Consider the following 23,689-nt stretch of genomic DNA (forward strand, 5'->3'; position numbering starts at 1 on the left):
AGCGGATCCAAATATCATAGCAGCGAAGGGTACAGATCGGACCAGTCGGGGTTCATCACTTCGATCAACCGTATCTTCCAGGCCCGTTGCCATTCCTTCATCTGCACTTCACGGTACCGGGCGTCTTCGATCATCTCGAACGCTTGGTACCAGACTAAAATCCTGCAGCCGTGACGCTTGCTGTAACCGTCGATCAGCGCTTCACGGTGGGCGTAGATCCGACGGACAAGATCACTAGTGACCCCGATATACAACGTTCCGGCACGCTTGTTCGTAACGATGTAGACGAAGCCCGGCTTTTCCATCCCGCCCTGCCGTTCCCCGGCGAAGGCCGGGGCCTAGACGCCACCGCTTCACCTAGGCCCCGGCCTTCGCCGGGGCACAACGGCGTCGCGGAGAGCCCGCGGCGGATGTCAGGCCAAAGTCCCATCGATCCCGCGGCACGCCACAAGCAACTCCTTCACCGCGTCGACCGACACCGTGAGGTTGGCCTTCGCCTCCTCGTCCAGCTTGATCTCGACGATCTTCTCGACGCCGCCCGCACCGATCACCACCGGCACGCCGACGTAGAGATCGTTGAGACCATATTCACCCGAGACATAGGCCGCCGCCGGCAGGACGCGCTTCTGATCGTACAGAAACGCTTCCGCCATCGCGATGCCGCTCGTCGCCGGCGCATAGTAGGCCGAACCGGTCTTGAGCAGTGCCACGATCTCGCCGCCACCCGAACGGGTGCGCTGCACGATCGCGTCGATCTTCTCCTGCGTGGACATGCCCATCGCGATCAGGTCGGGGATCGGGATGCCCGACACGGTCGAGTAGCTGATCACCGGGACCATCGTGTCGCCATGCCCGCCGAGCACGAAGCTCGTCACGTCCTTGACCGACACCTTGAATTCGTCCGCCAGGAAATGGCTGAACCGCGAACTGTCGAGCACGCCCGCCATGCCGACCACCATGTGATGCGGCAGGCCGGAGAATTCGCGCAGCGCCCACACCATCGCGTCGAGCGGGTTGGTGATGCAGATCACGAACGCGTCCGGCGCGTTGGCCTTGATGCCCTCGCCCACGGCCTTCATGACCTTCAGGTTGATGCCGAGCAGGTCGTCGCGGCTCATGCCCGGCTTGCGCGCCACGCCGGCCGTCACGATGATGACGTCCGCGCCCGCAATGTCGGCATAGTCGTTCGATCCGGTGATCGTCGCGTCGAAGCCTTCGACCGGGCCGCACTGCGACAGGTCGAGCGCCTTGCCCTGCGGCACACCCTCGGCCACGTCGAACAGGACGATATCGCCCAGCCCCTTCAGCGCCGCGAGATGCGCGAGCGTGCCGCCGATGTTGCCAGCGCCGATCAGCGCGATCTTCTTACGAGCCATGTGGAGAATGTCCTCGACCGTCCAAGATTCCGATAGCGGGAGTCGCATGCCCCAAGGCCGCGGCCACCAATCGTCGCCGCGTCGCTTAGCTGCATGGCAGCATCGGGGCAACCGTGGACGTTCAGAAAAGCGCCCCGGACATGGTCTGTAACAGAACTATACGCGCCTTCGACCGGCTCGTGACGCACGATATCGTCAGTCGGCGCCGTGCCCCGCGGCCAGATACTCGGCGGACTGCATCTCCATCAGCCGCGACACGGTCCGCTCGAACTCGAACGCCCCGTCCCCCGCCGGATACAGTTCTACAGGGGCCGCATCGGCCGCGGCGAGTAGCTTCACGCGGAACTCGTACAGCGCATCGATCAGCAGCTTGAACCGCGCCGCCTCGTTGCGCTTGTCCGGCCCGAGCACCGGAATCCCGACGATGATCACCGTGTGATAGCGCCGCGCGATCGCCAGATAATCCGCCACCCCGCGCGCATCGCCGCACAGCTTGGAGAAGGAGAACACCCCGACGCCCTTGATCGATTTCGGCACGCGCAACGTCCGCCCGCCCGGCACCGCAATCTGTTCGGACGGCACGTTGGCCCGATCCTCGACCGGGAAATCGGTCAACCGGAAAAATGCGCGGCTCAGCGCCTCGGTCGCCGCCGGACCATTCGGCACATACCAGGTCGGGAACCCGCCGAGCCGCTCCAGCCGGTAATCGGTCGCGCCGTTGAGCGGCAACACGTCCAGCCGCGCCTCGATCAGCGCGATGAACGGCAAAAATAGTTGGCGGTTCAGCCCGTCCTTGTAGAGATCGCTCGGCGGCCGGTTCGACGTCGTGACCACCGTCACACCGCGCTCGATCAGGCCGGTGAACAGCCGCGACAGGATCGCCGCGTCCGCCATGTTGTTGACGACCATCTCGTCGAAACACAGCAGCCGCGCCTGCGCGACGAGGTCGTCGACCACCGGTGCAATCGGGTCGCCCTTCTCTTCCGCCCGCTCGATCCGCAGCCGGTCATGCACGTCGAGCATGAATTCGTGGAAGTGGACTCGCCGCTTCGGCTTCACGTCGACGCAGTCGAAGAACAAGTCCATCAGCATAGACTTGCCGCGCCCGACCCCGCCCCACATGTAGAGCCCGCGCGGCGCAACCGGCCGCGTTCCCCCGAACAACCGCCCGAACAGCCCGGTCTTCGGTGCCGGCGCCGCCTCCAGCGTATCGGCCAGCGCATCCAGCCGGCGGACCGTCCCCGCCTGATCCGGATCGGGCTTCAGCTCGCCCCCGGCCAGCAATTCCGCATAGCGCGCAGCAACCCGGCTCATGTCGCGCCCGCCCATTTGACCTTGCGCAGCGTCCCGTCGAACGACCCGATCGTCGCGCCGTCCTGCTCGATCAACCCGCGCAGGAACAGCATCCGCCCGGTCTCGCCGGTGATCTCGACCAACGCGTCGATTGGCAGCCCTGCCTTCGCCGCGCCGATGAAGTTCATCCCGGCCTGCAACGTCACGGCCCCACCGCGCGGCAACCGCTCCTGCGCCAGCAGCGCGCAGAACATCACCTGATCGACGAACGCCAGGATGAAACCGCCGTGAACATTGTCGGACACGTTCGAATGCGCCCGCCCGGTTTCGACCCGGCACCGCACGACCGGACCCTCGACGCGCACCCGGATCGTCCCGAAACTGTCAAGGAACCGCCCCGCCGCGATCGGCAGGAACGCTCGAAACCCGTCGCTATCGACATCGTCGGCGAGGACAAGCCGTTCGACCTGTGCCCCGCCGCCCTCGCCGGCCCCATCGCCGGCGGTCGTGAACGTCACGCTCAGACCTGCCGCTCGACAACCATCTTCTTGACCTCGGCAATCGCCTTGGCCGGGTTCAGCCCCTTCGGGCACACATTGGCGCAGTTCATGATCGTGTGGCAGCGATAGAGCCGGAACGGATCCTCCAACTCGTCGAGACGCTCGCCGGTCATCTCGTCGCGGCTGTCGGCCAGCCAGCGATAGGCCTGCAACAGGATCGCCGGCCCGAGGAACTTGTCGCTGTTCCACCAGTAGGACGGGCAGGACGACCTTCGCGCGATCCTCCGGGCTCTGCAGCCGCTCCTTGCCCGAAGGCGGCGGCGTCACCGTCTGCAGCCACGGCTTGATCGAGCTGTACTGCGCGTAGAAATGCGTGAAGTCGGGGACCAAATCCTTGATCACGTCCATGTGCGGCAGCGGGGTGATCTTCACCTCGCCCTTCACATCGGCGATCGCCTTGGTGCAGGCCAGGGTGTTGCGGCCGTCGATGTTCATCGAGCAGGAACCGCAGATACCCTCGCGGCACGACCGCCGGAACGTAAGCGTCGGGTCCTGCTCGCTCTTCATCTTGATGAGCGCGTCGAGCACCATCGGGCCACACGTCGCGGTATCGACCTCGAACGTGTCGTAACGCGGGTTCTCGCCCGTTTCCGGATCGTACCGATACACCTTGAACGGTTTGACCGCCGTCGCGTCGGGTGCCGCTTTGTGCACCTTCCCCTTCGATCGGATCTTGCTGTTCTTGGGTAGCGCGAATTCGGCCATCGGGCATGCGTCCTTGTGTCTGGACATCAGATAGCGACGAACACGCCGCGGTTAAAGACGAAATGCCGTACTGCGGCAATTTGCCCATGTGGTTCGCGAGTCCGCCGACCGGTCCGGTTCGACGTGAGAACGCCGCTTGCGAAGCGACTCCGTCATCCCGGCGCGTGCCGGGACGACGGAGAAGGAGCCGAGGCTCAGGCCAGCATGCCCAACGGCTTCTCGACGAGCCGCTTGAACGCCGCCATCAGCTGCGCGCCCACCGCGCCGTCGATGGCGCGGTGATCGAAGCTGCCCGTCGCGGTCATCACGGTCGCGATCGCGAGTTCCTTGCCGACCACATACGGGCGCGGCTCGCCCGCACCAACCGCCAGGATCATCGCCTGCGGCGGGTTGATCACCGCGTCGAACTGCTTGATCCCGAACATGCCGAGGTTCGAGATCGACGCGGTGCCGCCCTGATATTCCTCCGGGGCCAGCTTCCCGTCCCGCGCGCGGGCCGCCACGTCCTTGGCTTCGCTAGCGATCTTCGACAGCGGCTTGTTCGCCACGTCGGTGATCACCGGCGTGATGAGGCCGCCCGGGATCGCGACGGCCATCGACACGTCGGCGCGCCCGAACTTGATCAGCGTATCGCCGGCAAACTGCACGTTCGCGTCCGGCACCTCAACCAGCGCCACGCCCAGCGCCTTGATCAGCAGGTCGTTGACCGACAGCTTGATCCCGCGGCTTTCCAGCCCGGCATTCAGCTCGCCGCGCAGCTTGAGCAGCGCGTCCAGGTTGCAGTCCACCGTCAGGTAGAAATGCGGCACCGTCTGCTTCGACTCGGCCAGTCGCCGCGCGATCGTCTTGCGCATGTTGGACAGCTTGATCGTCTCGGACGGCACACCCGCCGGCGCGGCGGCGGGAGCAGCAGCCGCCACGGGCGCCGCCGGAGCAGCCTTCGCCTCGGCAGGCTTCGCGGCCGGCGCAGCAGCTGCCGCCGGCTTGGCCTTCGGCCCGGCTTCCACGTCAGCCTTCACGATGCGACCCTTCGGCCCCGACCCGGTCAGCGAGGCGAGATCCACGCCGGAGCTTTCCGCCAGGCGACGCGCCAACGGGCTCGCCTTGATCCGGTCGCCGGCGGCCGCCTGCGGGGCCGCACCTGCGGGAGCCGCAGCGGCGACCTCTTCCTTCGTCGCGGTCGGCGTGTCGGTCTCCGGGTTCGCGCCGTAACCCTTCTCGGCCACCGGCGGGGACGACGCGGACGCCGCTGCGACCGGCTCGGCACCGCCGGACGATGCGGCCGCCGGCGCAGGTGCAGCAGCCGGCGCGGACGCCGAAGCGGCCGCGGCGGACGCATCCTCGCCCTCTTCGGCGATGATCGCGATCACGGTGCCGACCTTCACGCCGTCGGCGCCCTCCGCCACCAGCAGCTTCACGATCACGCCTTCGTCGACGGCTTCGAATTCCATCGTCGCCTTGTCGGTCTCGATCTCGGCGATCAGGTCGCCCGACGCGACGGTATCGCCCTCTTTCACCAGCCATCTGGCCAGCGTGCCCTCCTCCATCGTGGGGGACAGTGCGGGCATTTTCAGCTCGATGGGCATGCGGAAAACCTCTTGGGGCAGACTGTGGCCCCGTCCATCCGCCATAGGGGGGGCACCGGTCAAGGCCCGAGCCTCCCCGCGGACCTTGCGAAGCGGCCTCCGATCGCGCACGATTTGCCGCGAAGACGAAGGAAAATTACCGATGCGGACCTACCTTGTGGTGATCGACGAAAGCGCGGAAGCCCGTGTCGCGCTGCGCTTTGCGGCGCGCCGCGCGGCCAAGACGGGCGGTGGCATCGAAATCCTCGCCCCCATCGCCCCGCCCGATTTCGTGCAGTGGGGTGCTGTGCAGTCCGCGATGGAGGAGGAGACCCGCATCCGCATCGACGCATTGATCGCGCAGGTCGCGGGCGAACTGATCGAGGAAACCGGCCTGCGTCCGGCGGTCACCGTGGTGCAGGGCGAACCGGTCGCCTGCGTCCGCGAACGGCTGCGTCACGAACCGCCGATCGCCGCCCTTGTGCTCGGCGCCGCGGTCGGCCCCGGCCCCGGCGCGCTCGTCACCCACTTCGCCGGCGCCGACGCCGGTACGCTCAGCTGCCCGCTGATGATCGTCCCCGGCTCGCTCGACGACTCCGCGATCGACATGCTGAGCTAGGCCGATTCTTTAGCCCCGCTTTTGCCGAGCGCAGCCGAGGGGCGTGCCGGTCCGAACTGTCCGCACCGCCGCAGACTCAGCGCCGCCGCCGAGTCCCCGAACGCCGCGCCGGCACGATCTCTTCCGTAACCGTCGTGACTGTGGTCCGCACGCCCGGCGTCGTGGTCGTCACCACGGTCCCCGGCGCATAGCCGCTGCGGTTCGCCTGCACGGTCACCCCGTCGCCGCTTAGCTCGCGTCCCTCGGCAAACCCCTTCTGATATCCGTCGTCATAGGCCCGCTCCAGCACGGTCCCGCGCGGCCGCGTCGGCACCGCAGCAGTCGCCTGCGAAGCGACCCCCGGCCGGTTCCAGTCCACGCCGTACCGCACATCGGCGATCCGCCCGTCCGCCCCGACCAGCACCGCGTCGTCATAATAACGGACCCAGTTCTGCCCCGTGCCCGGCGCACTCAACCCCCAGCGCCCGCCGTCGCGCACCCGGAACACCGGCGCCGCGAACCGTGCCGGCATCGTCCCGCCGCGATCGAGCCGGACATAGGATCCGGTAAACTCGGCCTGCGCCGCGTTGCCTGCGCGCACCGCCGGCTGCGTAACCGTACCGCCGCCCGCCGGTCCCTTCCACGGCTGGCTCGACCAGCCCTCGCCATTCCAGCCACCACCGGTCTGAGTCTGCGCCAAAGCAGGCGAGGCAAGCCCGAGCGCCGCCGCCACCAGCGCGACCCCACACCGCACTCGATCGAAATTCGCCATGCCCACGCTCCCTGCCCTGCCGTCCAATCCAAAAGAAACGGACGCGCAACGTCCTCGGTTGCGTACCAGCGCGCGCGCTCCGCAACTACGCCCGGCCGCGTCCCGAATCGGGGCAGGCTCAGCCGGCGATCCGCGGCCCCAGCATCGCCATCAGCGCCTCACACCCCGCCTGGTCCGCGGCATCGAACCGCCCGGCCCGCGGGCTGTCCAGATCCAGCACCCCAATCAGCCGCCCGTCGACCATGATCGGCACGACCAGCTCCGCCGCCGACGCCGCATCGCACGCGATATGGCCCGGAAAGGCATGGACATCGTCCACCCGCTGAGTCGTGCCGGTCGCGGCGGCCGCGCCGCACACGCCCTTGCCGAACGGGATGCGGATGCACGCCGCCTTTCCCTGGAACGGCCCGAGCACCAGCTCGTCCGGCCGCGCCCCGTCGACGCGGTAGAACCCCGCCCAGTTCAGGTCGGGCAGATATTCCCACAGCAATGCCGCCGCATTCGCCATGTTGGCGATCGCATCCGGCTCATCCGCGGTCAGCGCGTCGAGCGCCTGCCCAAGGTCGCGGTACAGCGCCGCACTGTCGCCGCCCCCGTCGATATCGAACGTGAACATCCGCGTCTTCCTTCCTGCCCATCAGTCGTGGCTCGGCCGCCCGCGGTCGCGCTTCACGGCACCACGGATCGCCTTGCCCTCCATCCGCCGCGTTTGCGACCCCTTCGTCGGCTTGGTCGGCCGACGCTTCTTCGGGATGATCGTCGCTTCCTTGATCATCGCGACCAGCCGGTCGCGCACCTCCTGCCGGTTGAGCAGTTGCGACCGCGACCCCTCGCTACGCAGCACCAGCACGCCCTCGCGCGTCATGCGCGATCCGGCCAGCGCCGCCAGCCGGTGCTTCACCACATCCGGCAGGTTCGGCGAATTGGCGATGTCGAACCGCAGCAGCACCGCGCTGTCGGTTGTGTTCACATGCTGCCCGCCCGGCCCGGACGATCGGGTGAACGACTCCACCATCTCGTCGCTGTCGATCGCGATCATGCGGGTGATGGGAACGGCGACCATCGCGTTGCGATATCCCGGTTGAGCGGCGGACGCCATACGCTCAGGCGGCGTCGGGTCCGGCCATGTCGTCCAGCGCAGGCGCTTCCCACCCGGCGAATGCGGCGGGCAACGGCGACACCGCCGACACCGGCGGCTTGCCCGCGCGTGGCACCTTGATCGTCCAGGCGTGCAACATCATCCGCGGCCCGTGCTGGCCATGCTTGCCGTACACCGGATCGCCGACGATCGGCAGGCCGAGCCCGGTCGCGGCATGGACGCGCAACTGGTGCGTCCGCCCGGTCTTCGGCGTGAACAGGATCAGCGACCGCCCGTCGCGGACCGCGATCCGCTGCCACATCGTGACCGCCGCCTTGCCCTTGCCGCGCCGTTCGTCGATGACCATCCGCCAGCCGGCCTCCGCGGTCGACACCTTGGCGAGCGGCAGCGAGATTTCGCCAGCCTCCGTCTCGGTCACACCCTCGACCACCGCCAGATAGCGCTTCTCGACCGACCCGGCCTCGAACGCCTGCTGGAACTGCTTGTGCGCGCGCGGCGTGCGGGCGAGCAGCAGGCAGCCCGACGTATCGCGGTCCAGCCGGTGGACGATCGTCGGCCAGCGCAGGAACGTGAAGCGCAGGCTTTCGAGATGGTTGGCGACCGAAGTCACCCCGTCGCGCGGCTCGTCGACCGGCAGGCCGGACGGCTTGTCGACCACGATCGCCTCGGCGTCGATGAACAGGACATTGTCGGATAACATGCCGCGCCTATGGTCGCGTTCGCGCGACTGCGCAACCTGAGCGGGCGACAGGAACGGGCGGGGGACCTCGGCCCCCCGCCCCACACCTCACCCGTGCAGCTTCGTTGCGACCTCTGCGACGCGCTTGCCGAGGTAACGCGCACCGTCCAGCTCCTCCGGGCCGACCGCACGGCTGCCGTCGCCGCCCGCGATCGTGGTCGCACCATAAGGCGCGCCGCCGACGACCTTCTCATGGCCCATCTGGCCCTGGAACCCGTAGTCGAGCCCGACGATCGTCATTCCCATGTGCATCAGGTTGGTGATGATCGAGAACAAAGTCGTCTCCTGCCCGCCATGCTGGCTGGCGGTGGAGGTGAACGCCGCGCCGACCTTGCCGTTCAGCGCGCCGGTCGCCCAGAGGCCGCCGGTCTGGTCCCAGAAGTTCGACATCTGCGACGCCATCCGGCCGTAACGCGTCCCCACGCCGACGATGATCGCGTCATAGTTTACCAGCTCGTCCACGGTCGCGATCGGCGCGGCCTGGTCCAGCTTGTAGTGGCTGTTGCGCGCCACCTCTTCGGGGACCAGTTCGGGCACGCGCTTCACGTCGGCCGTCGCACCCGCGGCGCGCGCGCCCTCGGCGATCGCCTCCGCCATCGTCTCGACATGGCCGTAAGCAGAATAATAGAGCACCAGGACCTTCGCCATCGGATATTCCTTCTCTTGGATCGTCCGGCACAGCATGTCTGCCACGGCCGCGTTTGAAAACGGAAAGCTCGGCAACCCATCGATGCCGAACGGTCACCCCCCGTAACCTTTGCCGGCGCCTTCCGTTGCCTTTCGCCGTCGCTGCGACCCAAAAACCGCACTTACGATCATGTTTGTAAGGATCGAACCCCCGCGTTTAAATTGCTGTTAACCTTTTGCCTTCATTTGTTGGATGGTTAATAAACGAGACAATGCGCGGCAGTCCGGAAGACACCCGCGCGCTGACAGGGGCTGAACCATGCGCGTGCTGTTGATCGAAGACGAGCCGACGACCGCCAAGGCGATCGAACTGATGCTGCACGGCGAGGGCTTCAACGTCTACGTCACAGACCTGGGCGAAGAGGGTGTCGATCTCGGCAAGCTCTACGACTACGACATCATCTGTCTCGACCTGAACCTGCCGGACATGCACGGCTACGACGTGCTGAAGAAGCTGCGCGTCGCCAAGGTCCAAACGCCCGTCGTCATCCTGTCCGGCATCGGCGAGATGGACTCGAAGGTCCGCGCGCTCGGCTTCGGCGCCGACGACTATATCACCAAGCCGTTCCACCGCGAGGAGCTGATCGCCCGCATCCATGCGGTCGTCCGCCGGTCCAAGGGCCACAGCCAGTCGGTCATCCGCACCGGCAAGCTGGCGGTCAACCTCGACGCCAAGACGGTCGAGGTCGACGGCAGCCGCGTCCATCTGACCGGCAAGGAATATGCGATGCTGGAGCTGCTCTCGCTGCGCAAGAGCACGACGCTGACCAAGGAAATGTTCCTCAACCACCTCTATGGCGGCATGGACGAGCCGGAACTGAAGATCATCGACGTCTTCATCTGCAAGCTGCGCAAGAAGCTCAGCCTGGCCTGCGGCGGTGAAAACTACATCGAAACCGTCTGGGGCCGCGGCTACGTGCTCCGCGACCCGGAAGAAGCGCCGGTCGCCAAGGTCGCCTGATCCGGTCGCCGGGCGCGCGATGGCGACGAACCGATCGGTTCGTGTCGCAGTCCGCAGCGCCCGGCGATGCGACTTTTCGCACTCCCCGCTGGTTATTGTCACCGCGGGCCAGTCATGGCATCGCGCGTCCTCAATTTTCCAAGCGCGGAGTCTGTTTTGCTTAACTGGACGATCGGGTCGGCTGTCGACGTCGACGGCGCCGCCTGTATCCTGACCCATCCCGGCGTGGCCGGCCATGCAGTGTTCGGTGATTATCACGACCATCCGGCGGGTCACTACGCCGTCGAATTCCAGATCGCACCGATCGCCGGACAGGCGTTCGACCCGGACCAGTATGTCGCCGAGGTCGATGCCGTCCTCGGCAACGAGACGATCCAGCTTGCGCGCCGCGGCATCCACCTTTCGGACCTGACCGGTGGCACGACCCGCTTCGTGCTCACGTTCCGGCTGGACGAACCCGGCCGGTTGCAGTTCCGGGTCGGCGTGAACGGCGTCGTGCCGCTCGTTATCGCCGACGCACGTCCGCTGGTGAGGCTGACCGACGAGAGCACCGACGTCGAGCCGCTGCTCGCGCACGCCCGCTTCCCGGACGTCGACCTGGCCGACGCCCCGTCGTTCCTCGCCGAACACCGCGACGTCCTGCGGCGGCTTCACACCAGCGGATTCGGCGTCCGAGTGCAGGACGGTGACGTGGTGCTGGACGCGGACGGCGTGTCGTTTCTCGCGCGCGTTTCGGACGACCTCAACTTCGTTAACGAGATCTTCTTCGAACAGGCCTATAATATCGGCACGCCCGGTGATGCCTGCGTGATCGACATTGGCATGAATTCCGGCCTCGTCACCCTGCTGATGGCGCAGCGCGACGCGGTGAAGGAGGTCCATGCCTTCGAACCATTTGCCGAAACCCACGCCCGCGCCTGCGCCAACATCGCTATCAACCCGCATCTGGCGGGGAAGATCACGACCTACCAGGTCGCCCTGTCGGACCATGATGTAGACGGCACATTCCTCGTCCCCGACGAACGGGATTCGGGCTCCATGTCGATCCGCACGCTGGGCGAAGGCGTCCCGGCGGAACTACGGATCCGTGACGCCGCCGGCATGCTCGGCCCGATCATCGCCGCTGCGGCCGCCAAGGGTCGCCAGATCATCGTCAAGGTCGACTGCGAAGGGTCCGAGTTCACGATCTTCGAGTCGCTCGAGAGGGCGGGCTTGCTCGAGCAAGTCACCGCGTTCATGGTCGAATGGCACCGTGTGTTCGACGGCAAGAGCCAGGCGACGCTGATCGATCCCCTGCTCCGGCGCGGTTTCGTGACATTCGACCGTAGTCCGAAGACGGGCAACGGTTTCTTCTATGCTGTCGCGGCCATGCGGGCCTGACAGCGATGAACAATTGGAATGCGGAATGAAGATCAGCGCGCTTTGGCGGAAACCGAAACCGGCACCGGCCGAACCGGTGTTAAGCGACCATGACCGAATGGCGCTGCTGACGGCGCTGCTCAACGACAAGTCGCAGCCGAACATCAACGCACTGAGCGTCCTGGTGCGGAACATCGATCTGATGGCGCTGAACATCAAGACGCTGGGCTACGATCTCGCCAAGGCACTCGGCGCGGCCTTGCCGGTCCGGACCGATACCGTCGCGCGCCACGTCGGCCTGTCCAGCAAGATGTCGACGCAGGCCGATCTGGAAAGCGACTGGGTCGCGCACTGGTGTTCCGAGCTGAAGGTTCCTGTGGTCTTTCACCGCAAGCTGTGGGAACTGAGCTATATCCTGCAGGCCCTCTACGAAACCGGCAACCTGCGCCCGGGTGCGCGGGGGGTCGGCTTCGGCTGCGGCAACGAACCGATGGCCAGCTACTTCGCATCGTACGGCGTGGCATCGACCGTCACCGATCTGGCGGCTGACGACAGCCGCGCACTGGACTGGTCGGGCACCAACCAGCACGCCGCGCAGGTCGACGCCGCCTTCCATGCCAATCTCGTCGATCGCGCGACGTTCGACCGGCTCGTCGACTATCGCACCGCGGACATGAACGCGATCCCCGACGATCTGGTCGGCTACGATTTCTGCTGGTCGATGTGCGCGTTCGAACATCTGGGTTCGATCCAGCAGGGCGTCGATTTCGTCGCGAACTCGCTCAAGACGCTGCGTCCCGGCGGAATCGCGGTCCACACGACCGAGTTTAACATCAACCCGAACGGCGGCACGATCGACAACTGGCCGACCGTCCTGTTCCAACGCCGCCATTTCGAGGAACTGGCCGCCCGCCTCGCCGAACAGGGCCACGTTGTCGCGCCGTTCGACTTCGACCCGGGTGACAAGCCGCTCGACCGCTTCATCGACCTCCCGCCCTGGCAGGACGGCGTGCTCGAGACGCTCAGCGCCAACCTCGGCCAGCCCTACCACCTGAAGATCGGCGTGGACGGCTTCGTCTCCACCTGCTTCGGCATCATGATCACCAAGGCGAGCTGAGGGCGGGCACCACAGACGCCCCACTCAACCCGTTTGGTTCAAGCTTGTCGAGAACTCCACGCCACCGTCGCGACAAGCCCGAGCCAAGAAGCCCTTCGAGCGCAGCCGAGAAGCCAACAGCACCCCGGAAACCTGCACCCGAACGAAGGAAGAAACCTCAACCCCCCGCCGGCTCGTCCTTCCCCGCCGGCGCGCGCGTCAATCGCACCTCCTGCGCCGGCGTCTCCAGGTGGATCGCGGCCTGCGCGAACCGGTCGATCATCTCGAACAGCACCGCACTGCGCGCCGGATAGGCCGCCCGTGGCCCGCTGACATAGGCGAAGCTCTTGAACGTCACCTGCCCGCCCGCCAGCGAATCGATGAAGATCAATGGCGCTGGCTCGTCGAGCACCGCCGGATTGTCCTCGTAGATCGCCGACAGGATATCGCGCACCGCCTTCGCATCGGTCCCGACCGGCACCGCGAAATCGATCTGCATCCGGCCGATCGGGTCGGCCAGCGTCATGTTGCGGATCGTCTTGGTGATCAGTTCCGAATTGGGTACGATCAGCGTCGACCGGTCCGCGATCTGGATCTCGGTCGCCCGCACGCTGATTTTGCGCACGTCGCCCTCCTGGTCGCCGATCCGGACGAGATCGCCGATCTTCACCGGCCGTTCCGCCAGCAGGATGAGGCCCGACACGAAATTCTGCGTGATCGCCTGCAGACCGAACCCGATCCCCACCGACAGCGCGGACAGCACCAGCGCGATCCGCTCCATCCCGATACCGAGCGACGCCAGCGACCACAGCACCGCGAGCAAAATCCCGGCATACCGCACCACCGTCGCCACCGAGTTCCGCGCGCCCGCATCCAGCGCGGTCGCCGGCAGATATTTCGTCTCCAGCCAACGCCCCAGCGCGCGCATCGCCGTCAGGGCCAGCAACAGCACGACCAGCGACCGCAGGATCGCCCCCGGCGCGATCGTCACCTGCCCCACGGTGATGCCTGCCGCAGCATCGCGCACCTGATCGACCATCGACAGCAGATCGGACTGGAACCCGACCGCTACCGCTGCGATCGCCAGCACGATCAGCGCCAGCCGCAGCAACGCAGACAGCAGCACGCCGATCTGGTCGATCGTCTGCCCGCGCACGCCGACCCCCGCCTGCGCCGCACGGCCCAGCCGGCTGCCCGACGACAACAAAGTCGTGACGATATCATCGATCCCGGCGAGCAGCAGCGTGACCGCCCCCGACACCACCGAAATCCACAACGTCTGCCGCATGAGGAACAGCGCGAACGGTACATAACCCGCCAGGATCGCGACCAGCGCCACCGCCACGACGCTCCACGCCGCCAGCAGGACCAGCGTCAGCGCCGCCCGCCGCGGCGGCTCGGCCACGTCACCCTTGCTGTTCGCCACGCGCTCCGCATCACGCGCCGCGCGCAACCGCGCGATCGTCACCAGTACACCGCCGATCACCGCGGCGTAGGCCAACGCCGTCACCCCCTCCCCCGCCACGCGCGCGGAGGTCGACAGCCCAATAATCCGGCTGCCTCCGTTCAGGATCGTGTCGAGTACGATGATGAGCCCGGCACCCCAGCCCCACGGGCGCAACGCCTGCGCCGCATCGTCGCCGATCGGCAACAGCCGCCACGACGGTTGCCGCCGCAACAGCAGACATCCGCAGAGCGCGATGATGAACCCCGCCACGCTGCCGCCCACTTGCAACGCGGTCGCCAACTGGTCCGTCCGCGGCCCCAGCGCGCCGGCCCAGCGCAGCCCGAGCACCAGGGCCGCCGCCGCCAGCGCATTGGCCAGCGTGCCGACCAGCAGGAACCACAGCGCCAGCCCCGTCCGCCGCGCGCGGCTTCCCGGCGCACTCGTGATCGCATAGCGGCGCCCAGCCCTGCGCAGCCACAGCCGCACCGGAAACGCGATCGCCACCGCCAGCACCAACCCGACGAGCATCATCCAGGCATTCCGCCCGCGCATCGCACGGCCGAACGTCGCGCCCGTCTCGTCCACAAACCGCATCACGCGGCGCATGTCGCGCGGCAGGTCGCGCCAGATACTTGCCCAGAGCGCGGGGCTGAGCGGCGACGCCACTCGCGCCGACACACGTTCGCCGAACTGCTCGGCCCGTGCGCCCGCGATCTCGTCGGTAAGCTGCGCGGCCTCGACCGACAGCAGCCGCCCGCGCTTGATCGCCCCGTCGATCGCGGCATGCGACGCGGCCAGCGATCGGCGTTGCGCTGCGATGTCGGCGGCCTCCGCAGTCGACGGCTTCGGCCCCAGTTCGGCGATCCGGGCGTCGACCAGCGCCAGTTCGGGGGTCAGCTGCGTCACCGCTTCGTCCGCCCGCGCCTTCACCGCGCTCGCTCGGTCGCGCAGCGTCGCCTGCACTTCCGCGCTGGCCGACGCATCGAACGCGGCGTCGATCTCTTTCAGTTCCGTGGTCGCCGCGACCAGGCTCGCCTCTGCGGCGTCGGTCCGCACCGTCACCTGCGCGGCCAGCGGCCCGGCGAAGGACAGCATCATCAGCAGGACGAACAACAGGCGCATCGCCATGCCTCTAGCGGTTCCGGTGCCGGGTTTGAACCCGCCCCCGCTCCAGCCCTCCCTCACCGTGCGCCGTCGTTCCACAACAGCACGCGCACCGTCTGCAACAGGATCAGCAGGTCGAGGAACGGCGTATAGTTCTTCGCGTAATACAGGTCATATTCCAGCTTGTGCCGTGCATCCTCCAGGCTTGCGCCGTACGGATAGTTGATCTGCGCCCAGCCGGTGATGCCCGGCTTCATCATGTGCCGCTCGGCATAGAATGGCAGCTTGGATTCGAGGTCCGTCACGAACTGCTGTCGCTCCGGCCGCGGCCCGACGAAGCTCATGTCGCCCATCAGGACGGTCCACACCTGTGGCAATTCGTCGATCCTGAGTTTTCGCAGGATCCGTCCCACGCGCGTGATGCGCGGATCGTCCTTTTCCGCCCATACCGCCATGCCGGCAACCTCGGCGTCCTGCCGCATCGATCGCAACTTTACGATCGGAAACTCGACACCGTACAGCCCGACGCGGTGCTGGCGGTAGAAGGCCGGCCCCTTGCTCTCCATCTTAACGATCGCGGCGAACAGCAGCACGATCGGCGCGGTCACCACCAGCAGAATCAGGCTGACGACCAGATCGAAGATCCGCTTGGCGACCTTGAACAGCCGCTGCCCGGAGGAAAACCCGTCCGAAAAGATCAGCCAAGACGGGTTCACGCTGTCCAGGTCGACGCGACCGGTCTCACGCTCGAAGAAGCTCGACAATTCGTTCACGTGCACGCCGGTCGTCTTGATGCGCAGCAGATCGGCCAGCGGCAACGCATTGCGCCGCTCGTCCAACGCCAGCACGACCTCGCTCGCGTTCAGATTGACCACATGCTCGGCCAGGCTTTCGATCGCATCGCGGTGGATCGCCGACGAGATGCGCGGCGGGTCCTGCGTCATGCCGATATAGCCGACCACCAGGAAACTCGATCCCGGGATTTTCGCCAGGTCGCGGATCCGTTCCGCGCGCCGCCCGGCACCCAGTACCATGATCCGCCGCTTAAACGCATGTCCGCCGATCATGCCGGCGAAGATTGCGCGGAACAGCATCAGCACCACGAACGCGACGCCCACCGCATAGACCGAGTTCGACCGCCATAGCGTGAGCCCCGGCATCAGAAAGAACAGCAGCGCCAGAAACGCCAGCCCTAGCGTCATCGCCACGAGCAACCGCGCCGCGGCGAACCGCATCGATTGCAACGCTTGCGGGCCGTATGCACCTACCGCCATCATCGCCAGCTGAACCGCTACCGCAAAGCTGAAGAGCTGCGCGATCCGCGTGTGGATCGGCAGGACCTTCGACCCCAGCTGCCAGATCCGCAGGACCCAGCCCGCCTCGGCACACGCGACGAGCAGCCCGAACTCGATGAGCGCGAGGAACAGCACCGCATAGGGTACGTAATGTTTGAAAAGTCTGATCACATGTCTTGTCCGCCGCGCCCCTGCCCGTTGCCCCCGCCCTCCTGCCCGAACTTTGCGAACAATTCCCTTAGAAACGGTTTCGCCACCCGATCGCGACGAACCGGTGCCGGCGTGCGGGCTGCGGCCCGCGGCCCGGAACGGCGGCGCCGCCCGCCTCGTTCCTTCCCCCGAACGGAGCCTCGCGCATGACAACGACCACACCCCCCGCAAAAAGAGTCTTGGGAAACAGCGGCCTGGCGATCGCGCCGCTCGTGCTCGGTGGCAACGTCTTCGGCTGGACGGCGGACCGCGCGGCCGGCTTCGCGGTTCTCGACGCGTTCGTCGCTGGCGGCGGCACGATGATCGATACGGCCGATGTCTATTCCGCCTGGGTGCCCGGCCATGTCGGCGGCGAATCGGAAACGTTGATCGGCGAATGGTTGCGCCACTCCGGCCGGCGCGACGATGTGTTGATCGCGACCAAGGTTGGGATGCTCGCAGGCGACGGTGGCGACGGCCTTGCGCCCGCGCGGATCGCGGCCGCGGTCGACGCCTCGCTCCGCCGGTTGGGCACCGACCGGATCGACCTGTATTTCGCGCACCGTGACGATCCGGCCGTGCCGCTGGCCGAGCCGCTCGACGCGTTCGACCGGCTCGTCCGCGCCGGCAAGGTCCGCGCGATCGGCGCCTCCAACTTCACCGGCCCTCGGCTGGACGAGGCCGCCAACGTCGCCGCCGCGAACGGGCTTACCGCGTTCAGCGTCGTCCAGCCGCACTACAACCTGCTCGAACGGACGGACTTCGAAACCACGCTGCTGCCCGTCGTGCGCGAACGCGGCCTCGGCGTGATGCCCTATTACGGCCTCGCCGCCGGGTTCCTCACCGGCAAGTATCGGCGAACGGTCGACCTGACCGGCGTGCGGGGTGCCGGGGCGGGCCAGTACCTCAACGCGCGGGGCCTCGCGGTCCTCGGCGCGCTCGATCTCGTCGCCGCCCGTCATGCCGCGAACCCGGCGCGCATCGCGCTCGCCTGGCTGATGGCCAAGCCGTGCATCACTGCCCCGATCGCCAGCGCGACCAGCGCCGCGCAGGTCACCGACCTTGTTGCCGCAATGCACATCACACTGACCGCGGACGACATCGCCGCGCTGGACGCCGCCGGAGGCTGACCGACGGTGTGGCTCTGAAAGCACGCCGATGGACGAACCGACACGCTTCCTCGCCGCGGCCAGCGACGCCGCACCGCGCGTCCGCGACTAAACGGACTGCAACTTTCCGCGCGCATGTCGCGTACTCGCCGACCGCAAGAAAACCGCCTCGGATGCCGTAGTGTCACGGGTCGGATGCCGCTGAGAAATCGGCTTCGACGGTTCTCTAGCCCCGCCGGTAGGGCCAAATGACGGTGGCAAAACGGCGGCCACGCGCAGTCAGACGTTGCCTGATTGCCACACCTGACCAACATGTCGCATGTCGGTGGGTCGCTTTGTTACAAATTGGATGCTAGCTGGCCCTCTTCCGGACGAGCCGATTCGACGCGTCCACGGAAAGAATGTGCTCTTGTTGCAACACTCAGAAATTGTTCCGTTCGGGGTCGCAACCGCAGCGTGACTGGTCTGTTTCGACGAGGCTGCCACCGAACGAACAGTTCTGCCGGTGGCTATGTATTTGGCTTAGTACGGAAGGTTATCCGATGAAGAAACTCCTCCTCGCCGCGCTCGTTGGCGCCACGATGATCCCGGCCGCTGCCTTCGCGCAGGACACTGCTCCCGACGGGACCGCGGCGTTCGCGATCGAGCCTTACTTCGGTATCCAGGGCGGCTACCATGACTTCGACAGCGACAACCGCGGTCCGCTGACGTCCAACTGCAACGGCGCGTCGGGTTGCCCCGATGGCGGCCTGGTCGAAGGCTTCGCTGGCGCGAACGTCGCGGTCGGCCCCGGCTTCGTCGGCGTCGAAGGCAACGTTGCCAAGGGTTTCGAGGGCCTCGATTGGGAATATGGCGTGATGGGCCGCGTCGGCGCCCGCGCCGGTGAATCCGGTCTGATCTACGGCAAGTTCGGCTACCAGTGGGTCGACACCAAGGACAAGGGCAAGGACGACAACTGGGCCTACGGCATGGGCGTCGAAGTCGGTCCGAAGGACATCGGTCTCGGCGGCCTGACCGGCAACTCGGGTGCGCGTCTCCGCCTCGAAGCCACGACCTACGACTTCCACAGCATCCGTCCGATGGCCGGTGTGGTTTTCCACCTGTAATCAAGCACGCGGCCCGCAAGGGTCGCGTACCTGATAGACACGGGCGCGGTTTCTCCGGAAACGGCGCCCGTTCTCGTTTGTGCGAAGTGCAGCCGCGTCACGATCACAACAGCGCTGCCTCTCCCCGCCGGGGAGTGGGTTGGGGAGAGGGGCTTAGGCCTGACGAACCCGATGAGCCTAGTGCCAGGTCGCGCCTAATATGGCGAGGAACGTCCCAGACCTGATCCGGCGGCTGGAATGAACCGTAGCGGAGAAACTGACTCCGGCATCTCAAACTTAACCCAACCCCAAACCGCCAATCCTAAGTTGGGGCTAAGCGAAGTCGAAGGCCCGTATCGAAAGACGGACCCACCTGAATCATAAAAGCTTCTGACTCGCCCCACCCCAAAACCCGTTGGGTTCGAGCCTGTCGAGAACCCTGCGCAGCGTTCTCGACAGGCTCGAACCCAACGGATCAGTAGGCAGCTCGGAAAGGCAGGTCCCCCCCCCCTCGAACCCCGCTTCGATACGAACCCTCGATACGCGCAACAGCGCTGCTCAGACTCTACTCAACACAAACAGGACGCCGGCACGCGCACCCCGGCCTCACCCCTTCGGCATCAACTCCAACGCAGCCGTCACCATCGCCTCGGTCGCGGTCGAGATCGTTACCGCGGCATCCGGCGCCCAGAACGGGCTGTGGATCGACGCCAGCTTCGTCGTGTCGCCCCCCGCCGCATCCCACTTCGCCTGCGGCACGCCGCCCACCCAGAACAGCAGGCTCTGCACCCCGTCCTGGTCCAGGCTGAACCGGCTGAAATCCTCGCCGCCCATCTGCGCGCGCTGCTGCGTCACGCGGTCCTTGCCGAAGCGCGCGGCGAACGCCTGCGTCAGCCGCCCCGTCATCGGCTGCGTGTTCAGCGTCGCGGGCGTGAATTCGTCCTTCACCACCATCACCGGCATCCGGTCGTCCGGCATCCCCGCCGCGATCGCCTCGCCCTTCGCAATCCGCGCGATCCCGTCGAGCAGCGTCTTGCGCACCGCGGGCGTATAGCTCCGTACCGTCAGCTGCAGTCGCGCCTCGTCCGGGATGATGTTGTGCTTCGTCCCCGCCAGGAAGCTGCCCACCGTCACCACGCCCGCATCCTGCGCATCGATTTCGCGCGCGACCAGCGTCTGCAGCGCGGTCACGATCCGCGCCGCCAGCACGATCGGGTCCTTCGCCAGCTGCGGATAGGCGCCGTGCCCGCCCACCCCCTTCACCAGCAGATCGACCGAATCGACGTTCGCCATCGTGTACCCGTCGGCATAACCGATCGTGCCGGCCGGCAACGCCGCACTGTCGTGGAACGCCACCGCGAACGCCGGCTTCGGGAACCGCGTGTACAGCCCGTCGTCCAGCATCGCTTTCGCGCCGGACCCGATCTCCTCCGCCGGTTGCGCGACCATCACCAGCGTGCCCGACCAGCGATCCTTCATCGCCGCCATCCGTCGCGCCGTCCCGATCCACGCGGTCATGTGCGTGTCGTGGCCACACGCGTGCATGACGCCGGTCGTCGCCCCCTCGCGCGTCCGCGACGTCGCCTTGCTCGCAAACGCCAGTCCGGTCCGCTCGACCAGCGGCAGCGCGTCCATGTCGGCACGCAGCAGCACCACCGGCCCCGGCCCGTTCTTCATCACCGCCACGACGCCCGTCTTGCCGACCCCGGTCGTCACGGTGAAGCCCAGTCGCTTCGCCTCCGCGGCCAGGATCGCGGCACTCCGCACCTCTTCGAAACTCAGTTCCGGATGCGCATGCAGGTCGCGGTAGATCGTCAGCAGCTGCGGCATGTCGTCCTGCACCGCGCTCGCCAGCGGGTCCGCCGCCGCCGGCACCGCGATCGCCGCCAGCAACGCGGCCACACACGCCCGAACCGGTCCCGTCATCATCATTCCCCCCAGCACGGATCAGGCCGGCACCAGCTCCATTACGTCGAACAGCGATTCCCAGCGTGGCGCGGGCAGCAACAGCCGCCACCGGTTCGGCCCGATCCGTTCCAGCCCACCCACCAGATCGCGTTCCGGGTCGCGCCCATATTCCAGCGCACGCCGCTCATCCCCCAGCATCATCGTACCCAGGAACACCATGCGAAGATCGTTCTGCGGATAGAGCACCCCGACCGGCCGCTGCGATCCGTTAAGCTTGGTCAGCCGCAACGTGCCCCCCGGCCCCGCCGCGATCCGGCAGTCGAACGCCGGATAGGCGACATAGTCGAGCAGCCCCGGCCCACGCGCGCCCAGTTTCGTCGTGCGGCAACGATAGGCCCCGACCGGCGGCACCACCCCCGGCACCGCGCGGTCGGGGTGCAGCAACGCACCCTCCGCCGCGATCTTGGCCTGCGCGCTCGACCGGTTGGCGCGGTCCAGCGCCGCGACCCAGCTCTCGCGCCAGTTATGCAGCCGCGCGCGGTCCTCGCTGCTGATCACCGCACGCCACCCGCCCGGTACCGCCGGGGCGACCGGCGCGATCCGCGCCATGTCGTCCGCGACGCCGACGGCCGGCAACGCACCGCCCACGGGCGCGGTCACCGTGGCACAACCGGCCACCAACACGGACAGGATCGGCAGGACGAAGGCGGTCGGACGCATGGAAACTCCCTGACCCGAACATAGCCGTAAGCGACGCCCGCGCAACCGATCGCGTCAGGCCGCGGTCCAGCCACCGTCCATCGACAGGTTCGCGCCCGTGATCGCCTTGGCCGCATCCCCGCACAGGAACAGCGCCAGCGCCGCGACCTGCTCCGCCGTGACGAACTCCTTCGTCGGCTGCGCGGCCAGCAGGACATCCTCCATCACCTGCTCGCGCGTCATGCCGCGCGCCTTCATCGTGTCCGGGATCTGGTTCTCGACCAGCGGGGTCCAGACATAGCCGGGGCTGATGCAGTTCGCGGTGATGCCGTGCTCCGCCACCTCCAGCGCCACCGTCTTGGTCAGCCCGTTCAGCCCGTGCTTGGCAGCGACATAAGCCCCCTTGTTGGGGCTCGCGACCAGCGAGTGCGCCGACGCGGTGTTGATGATTCGCCCCCAGCCCTTAGCCTTCATCCCTGGCACCGCCGCGCGCATCACGTGGAACGCCGACGACAGGTTGATCGCCAGGATCGCGTCCCACTTCTCCAACGGGAATTCGTCGATCGGCGCGACATACTGGATGCCCGCATTGTTGATCACGATGTCCGGCCCGCCCAGCGTCGCGGCGCACTCCGCCACCATCGCCGCGATCTGATCGGGCTTGGTCATGTCCGCCGCGCTGTACGCCGCCTTCGCGCCCGACAGTGCCTCCAGCCCCGCGCGCTCCGTCTCGATCGCCGCGGCCTCGCCGAACCCGTTGATCATCACCGCGGCGCCCTCCGCGGCCAGCGCCTTGGCGTAAGCCAGGCCGATGCCCGACGTGGACCCGGTGACGAGCGCGGTCTTGCCTTGAAGGAACATGCTGCCGACTCCCAATATGGTTGCGCTTATTTCTTGCCCAGATCGAACGCCGCGGTCTTCCCGTCGAGGATGTTCTTCGCCACCAGCCCGGCGTGCGTCATCACCTCCGCCACTGCGACATGGCCCGCCGCCCAATGCTCGTCCATCGTCCGCGCGGAAAACTCATAGTCGCGCGACCCGCCCTCCCACGCATTCGCGCGGTAGATCAGCTGGACGACATTGGCCGCATAGTCCCGCGCCGCATCGCGCAGCGCGGCAACATCCGGATCGTCCACCAGCTCCGCGGGCAGCTTCACCAGCACCGCGCGGATCAGCTCGCGCTCGCGGCGCAGGCGGATCATCATGTCCGACACCTGCCGCGTCCGGCTGCTGAACTGGATCTCCTTCGCGCGCGCCGCCACGTCCATGATCGTGCGCGGATGCTCGTTCGACGCGGGGAACAGGTCGACCTGGAACACCAGCATGTCGGCCGACTGCGTATCCAGCACATGGCTCAGCGGCGTGTTCGACACCAGCCCGCCGTCCCAGTAACAACGTCCGTCGATCTCGACCGGCGGCAGGCCCGGCGGCAGCGCGCCCGATGCCATGATATGGCGCGCATCGAGCCGCTCGGTGGCGCTGTCGAAATAGCGGAAATTGCCGCTGTCGACATCGACCGCGCCCACCGAAACCCGCACCGGCCCGTCGTTCAGCAGGTCCCAGTCGATGAGGTTGTTCAGCGTCTCGGCCAGCGGTGCGGTGTCATAGAAGCTCAGTGCGTCGGGCGTGCCCGGCATCGCCAGCATCGGCGGCACCATCCGCGGACGAAAGAAGCCCGGCACGCCGAACGTCGCGACCATGCCCGCCGACCATTCGTGCAGCCATTCGCGCGCATCGGTCGTCTGCCAGATCGGGAAGCTCGGCAGCATCCCCGACAGCATCGTCCAGAACTGCCGCAGCCGCTCGACGCGCTTCTCCGGCGGATTGCCCGCGATGATCGCCGCGTTCACCGCACCAATCGAGATCCCCGCGACATGGTCGACCGAGATCCCCGCCTCGTCGAGCGCCTCGTACACGCCCGCCTGATACGACCCGAGCGCACCACCACCCTGCAGGACGAGCGCGACCTCGTCCGGCAACGGCAGCGCGGCGTCCTTCCGCCGTGCCGCGCGGGGTCGCAAGCCCGGATCGCGATCCGCCATG

Annotated in this window: 22 protein-coding genes and 1 pseudogene; 6 read left to right on the forward strand and 17 right to left on the reverse strand. The window is 67.1% G+C overall.

Annotated elements, in window-relative coordinates; all coding sequences use genetic code 11:
• Positions 1–14 precede the first annotated feature (14 nt).
• The 6 genes and pseudogenes from IEX50_RS06135 to IEX50_RS06160 all read right to left on the reverse strand — a co-directional run bounded on the left by IEX50_RS06135 (position 15) and on the right by IEX50_RS06160 (position 5,520).
• Positions 15–305: a GIY-YIG nuclease family protein gene (locus IEX50_RS06135; protein ID WP_157175174.1), complete on the reverse strand. Its 291-nt coding sequence runs from the start codon at positions 303–305 to the stop codon at positions 15–17.
• A 108-nt stretch (positions 306–413) separates the two neighbouring features.
• Positions 414–1,376: a malate dehydrogenase gene (mdh, locus tag IEX50_RS06140; protein WP_157175173.1), complete on the reverse strand. Its 963-nt coding sequence runs from the start codon at positions 1,374–1,376 to the stop codon at positions 414–416.
• A 195-nt stretch (positions 1,377–1,571) separates the two neighbouring features.
• Complete coding sequence (gene zapE, locus IEX50_RS06145) at positions 1,572–2,690, reverse strand: cell division protein ZapE (RefSeq protein ID WP_157175172.1); 1,119 nt, start codon at positions 2,688–2,690, stop codon at positions 1,572–1,574.
• Positions 2,687–3,187: a PaaI family thioesterase gene (locus IEX50_RS06150; protein WP_157175171.1), complete on the reverse strand. Its 501-nt coding sequence runs from the start codon at positions 3,185–3,187 to the stop codon at positions 2,687–2,689. Before IEX50_RS06150 ends, zapE begins: the two co-directional genes overlap by 4 nt.
• Positions 3,188–3,189: 2 nt before the next feature.
• Positions 3,190–3,934 (reverse strand): annotated as a pseudogene (locus IEX50_RS06155) (succinate dehydrogenase iron-sulfur subunit).
• 194 nt (positions 3,935–4,128) lie between these two features.
• The gene (locus IEX50_RS06160) at positions 4,129–5,520 is read right to left on the reverse strand and encodes a pyruvate dehydrogenase complex dihydrolipoamide acetyltransferase (RefSeq protein ID WP_157175169.1); all 1,392 of its coding nucleotides are present in this window, start codon (positions 5,518–5,520) and stop codon (positions 4,129–4,131) included.
• A 142-nt stretch (positions 5,521–5,662) separates the two neighbouring features.
• Here IEX50_RS06160 and IEX50_RS06165 point away from each other — a divergent pair, with 142 nt between their 5' ends.
• The gene (locus IEX50_RS06165; RefSeq protein ID WP_157175168.1) at positions 5,663–6,118 is read left to right on the forward strand and encodes a universal stress protein; all 456 of its coding nucleotides are present in this window, start codon (positions 5,663–5,665) and stop codon (positions 6,116–6,118) included.
• Between the two features lie 76 nt (positions 6,119–6,194).
• Here IEX50_RS06165 and IEX50_RS06170 read toward each other — a convergent pair whose 3' ends face one another.
• The 5 genes from IEX50_RS06170 to wrbA all read right to left on the reverse strand — a co-directional run bounded on the left by IEX50_RS06170 (position 6,195) and on the right by wrbA (position 9,355).
• Positions 6,195–6,869, reverse strand: coding sequence for an RcnB family protein (locus IEX50_RS06170; RefSeq protein ID WP_157175167.1), 675 nt, complete (start codon positions 6,867–6,869; stop codon positions 6,195–6,197).
• A gap of 118 nt (positions 6,870–6,987) precedes the next feature.
• Positions 6,988–7,485 (reverse strand): free L-methionine (R)-S-oxide reductase MsrC, encoded by a 498-nt coding sequence (msrC, locus tag IEX50_RS06175; protein WP_157175166.1) that lies wholly within the window; start codon positions 7,483–7,485, stop codon positions 6,988–6,990.
• 21 nt (positions 7,486–7,506) lie between these two features.
• A complete protein-coding gene (arfB, locus tag IEX50_RS06180) occupies positions 7,507–7,932 on the reverse strand; it encodes an alternative ribosome rescue aminoacyl-tRNA hydrolase ArfB (protein ID WP_157175165.1) in 426 nt (141 codons plus the stop codon).
• A 40-nt stretch (positions 7,933–7,972) separates the two neighbouring features.
• Positions 7,973–8,668: an RluA family pseudouridine synthase gene (locus IEX50_RS06185; RefSeq protein ID WP_157175164.1), complete on the reverse strand. Its 696-nt coding sequence runs from the start codon at positions 8,666–8,668 to the stop codon at positions 7,973–7,975.
• An 87-nt stretch (positions 8,669–8,755) separates the two neighbouring features.
• Entirely contained in the window at positions 8,756–9,355 is a 600-nt protein-coding gene (gene wrbA / locus IEX50_RS06190) for an NAD(P)H:quinone oxidoreductase (protein WP_157175163.1), read from the reverse strand.
• Positions 9,356–9,653: 298 nt separating this feature from the next.
• Between wrbA and ctrA the strand changes: the two genes are divergently transcribed.
• The 3 genes from ctrA to IEX50_RS06205 all read left to right on the forward strand — a co-directional run bounded on the left by ctrA (position 9,654) and on the right by IEX50_RS06205 (position 12,831).
• Positions 9,654–10,355 carry a response regulator transcription factor CtrA gene (gene ctrA, locus IEX50_RS06195; RefSeq protein ID WP_157175162.1) on the forward strand — a complete coding sequence of 234 codons (702 nt, stop codon included), beginning with the start codon at positions 9,654–9,656 and terminating at the stop codon, positions 10,353–10,355.
• A gap of 156 nt (positions 10,356–10,511) precedes the next feature.
• Positions 10,512–11,735 carry an FkbM family methyltransferase gene (locus tag IEX50_RS06200; protein ID WP_157175161.1) on the forward strand — a complete coding sequence of 408 codons (1,224 nt, stop codon included), beginning with the start codon at positions 10,512–10,514 and terminating at the stop codon, positions 11,733–11,735.
• Positions 11,736–11,760: 25 nt separating this feature from the next.
• Entirely contained in the window at positions 11,761–12,831 is a 1,071-nt protein-coding gene (locus tag IEX50_RS06205; protein ID WP_157175160.1) for an SAM-dependent methyltransferase, read from the forward strand.
• A gap of 157 nt (positions 12,832–12,988) precedes the next feature.
• Here the strand turns inward: IEX50_RS06205 and IEX50_RS06210 are convergent, their stop codons facing one another.
• Positions 12,989–15,379, reverse strand: coding sequence for a DUF3772 domain-containing protein (locus tag IEX50_RS06210; protein ID WP_188699423.1), 2,391 nt, complete (start codon positions 15,377–15,379; stop codon positions 12,989–12,991).
• A 59-nt stretch (positions 15,380–15,438) separates the two neighbouring features.
• Positions 15,439–16,827: a TIGR03013 family XrtA/PEP-CTERM system glycosyltransferase gene (locus tag IEX50_RS06215; protein ID WP_157175158.1), complete on the reverse strand. Its 1,389-nt coding sequence runs from the start codon at positions 16,825–16,827 to the stop codon at positions 15,439–15,441.
• Between the two features lie 185 nt (positions 16,828–17,012).
• On the opposite strand from IEX50_RS06215, the gene IEX50_RS06220 reads away from it, so the two are divergent.
• Complete coding sequence (locus IEX50_RS06220) at positions 17,013–17,975, forward strand: aldo/keto reductase (RefSeq protein WP_157175157.1); 963 nt, start codon at positions 17,013–17,015, stop codon at positions 17,973–17,975.
• 521 nt (positions 17,976–18,496) lie between these two features.
• A complete protein-coding gene (locus IEX50_RS06225; protein WP_157175156.1) occupies positions 18,497–19,060 on the forward strand; it encodes an outer membrane beta-barrel protein in 564 nt (187 codons plus the stop codon).
• A gap of 585 nt (positions 19,061–19,645) precedes the next feature.
• Here the strand turns inward: IEX50_RS06225 and IEX50_RS06230 are convergent.
• Genes IEX50_RS06230 through IEX50_RS06245 form a run of 4 tightly spaced genes read right to left on the reverse strand, consistent with a single transcriptional unit; the run spans position 19,646 to position 23,688 of the window.
• A complete protein-coding gene (locus IEX50_RS06230; protein WP_157175155.1) occupies positions 19,646–20,965 on the reverse strand; it encodes an amidohydrolase in 1,320 nt (439 codons plus the stop codon).
• 21 nt (positions 20,966–20,986) lie between these two features.
• On the reverse strand, positions 20,987–21,667 hold the full coding sequence (locus IEX50_RS06235; RefSeq protein WP_157175154.1) for a DUF4893 domain-containing protein: 681 nt from the start codon (positions 21,665–21,667) through the stop codon (positions 20,987–20,989).
• Positions 21,668–21,721: 54 nt separating this feature from the next.
• The gene (locus IEX50_RS06240; RefSeq protein ID WP_157175153.1) at positions 21,722–22,507 is read right to left on the reverse strand and encodes a 3-hydroxybutyrate dehydrogenase; all 786 of its coding nucleotides are present in this window, start codon (positions 22,505–22,507) and stop codon (positions 21,722–21,724) included.
• 26 nt (positions 22,508–22,533) lie between these two features.
• Entirely contained in the window at positions 22,534–23,688 is a 1,155-nt protein-coding gene (locus IEX50_RS06245) for a patatin-like phospholipase family protein (RefSeq protein ID WP_157175843.1), read from the reverse strand.
• Between the last annotated feature and the right edge of the window lies 1 nt (position 23,689).

Origin of the sequence: Sphingomonas prati, from assembly GCF_014643515.1 — a bacterium.
In the GTDB taxonomy this organism is placed as follows: Bacteria; Pseudomonadota; Alphaproteobacteria; order Sphingomonadales; family Sphingomonadaceae; genus Sphingomonas_R; species Sphingomonas_R prati.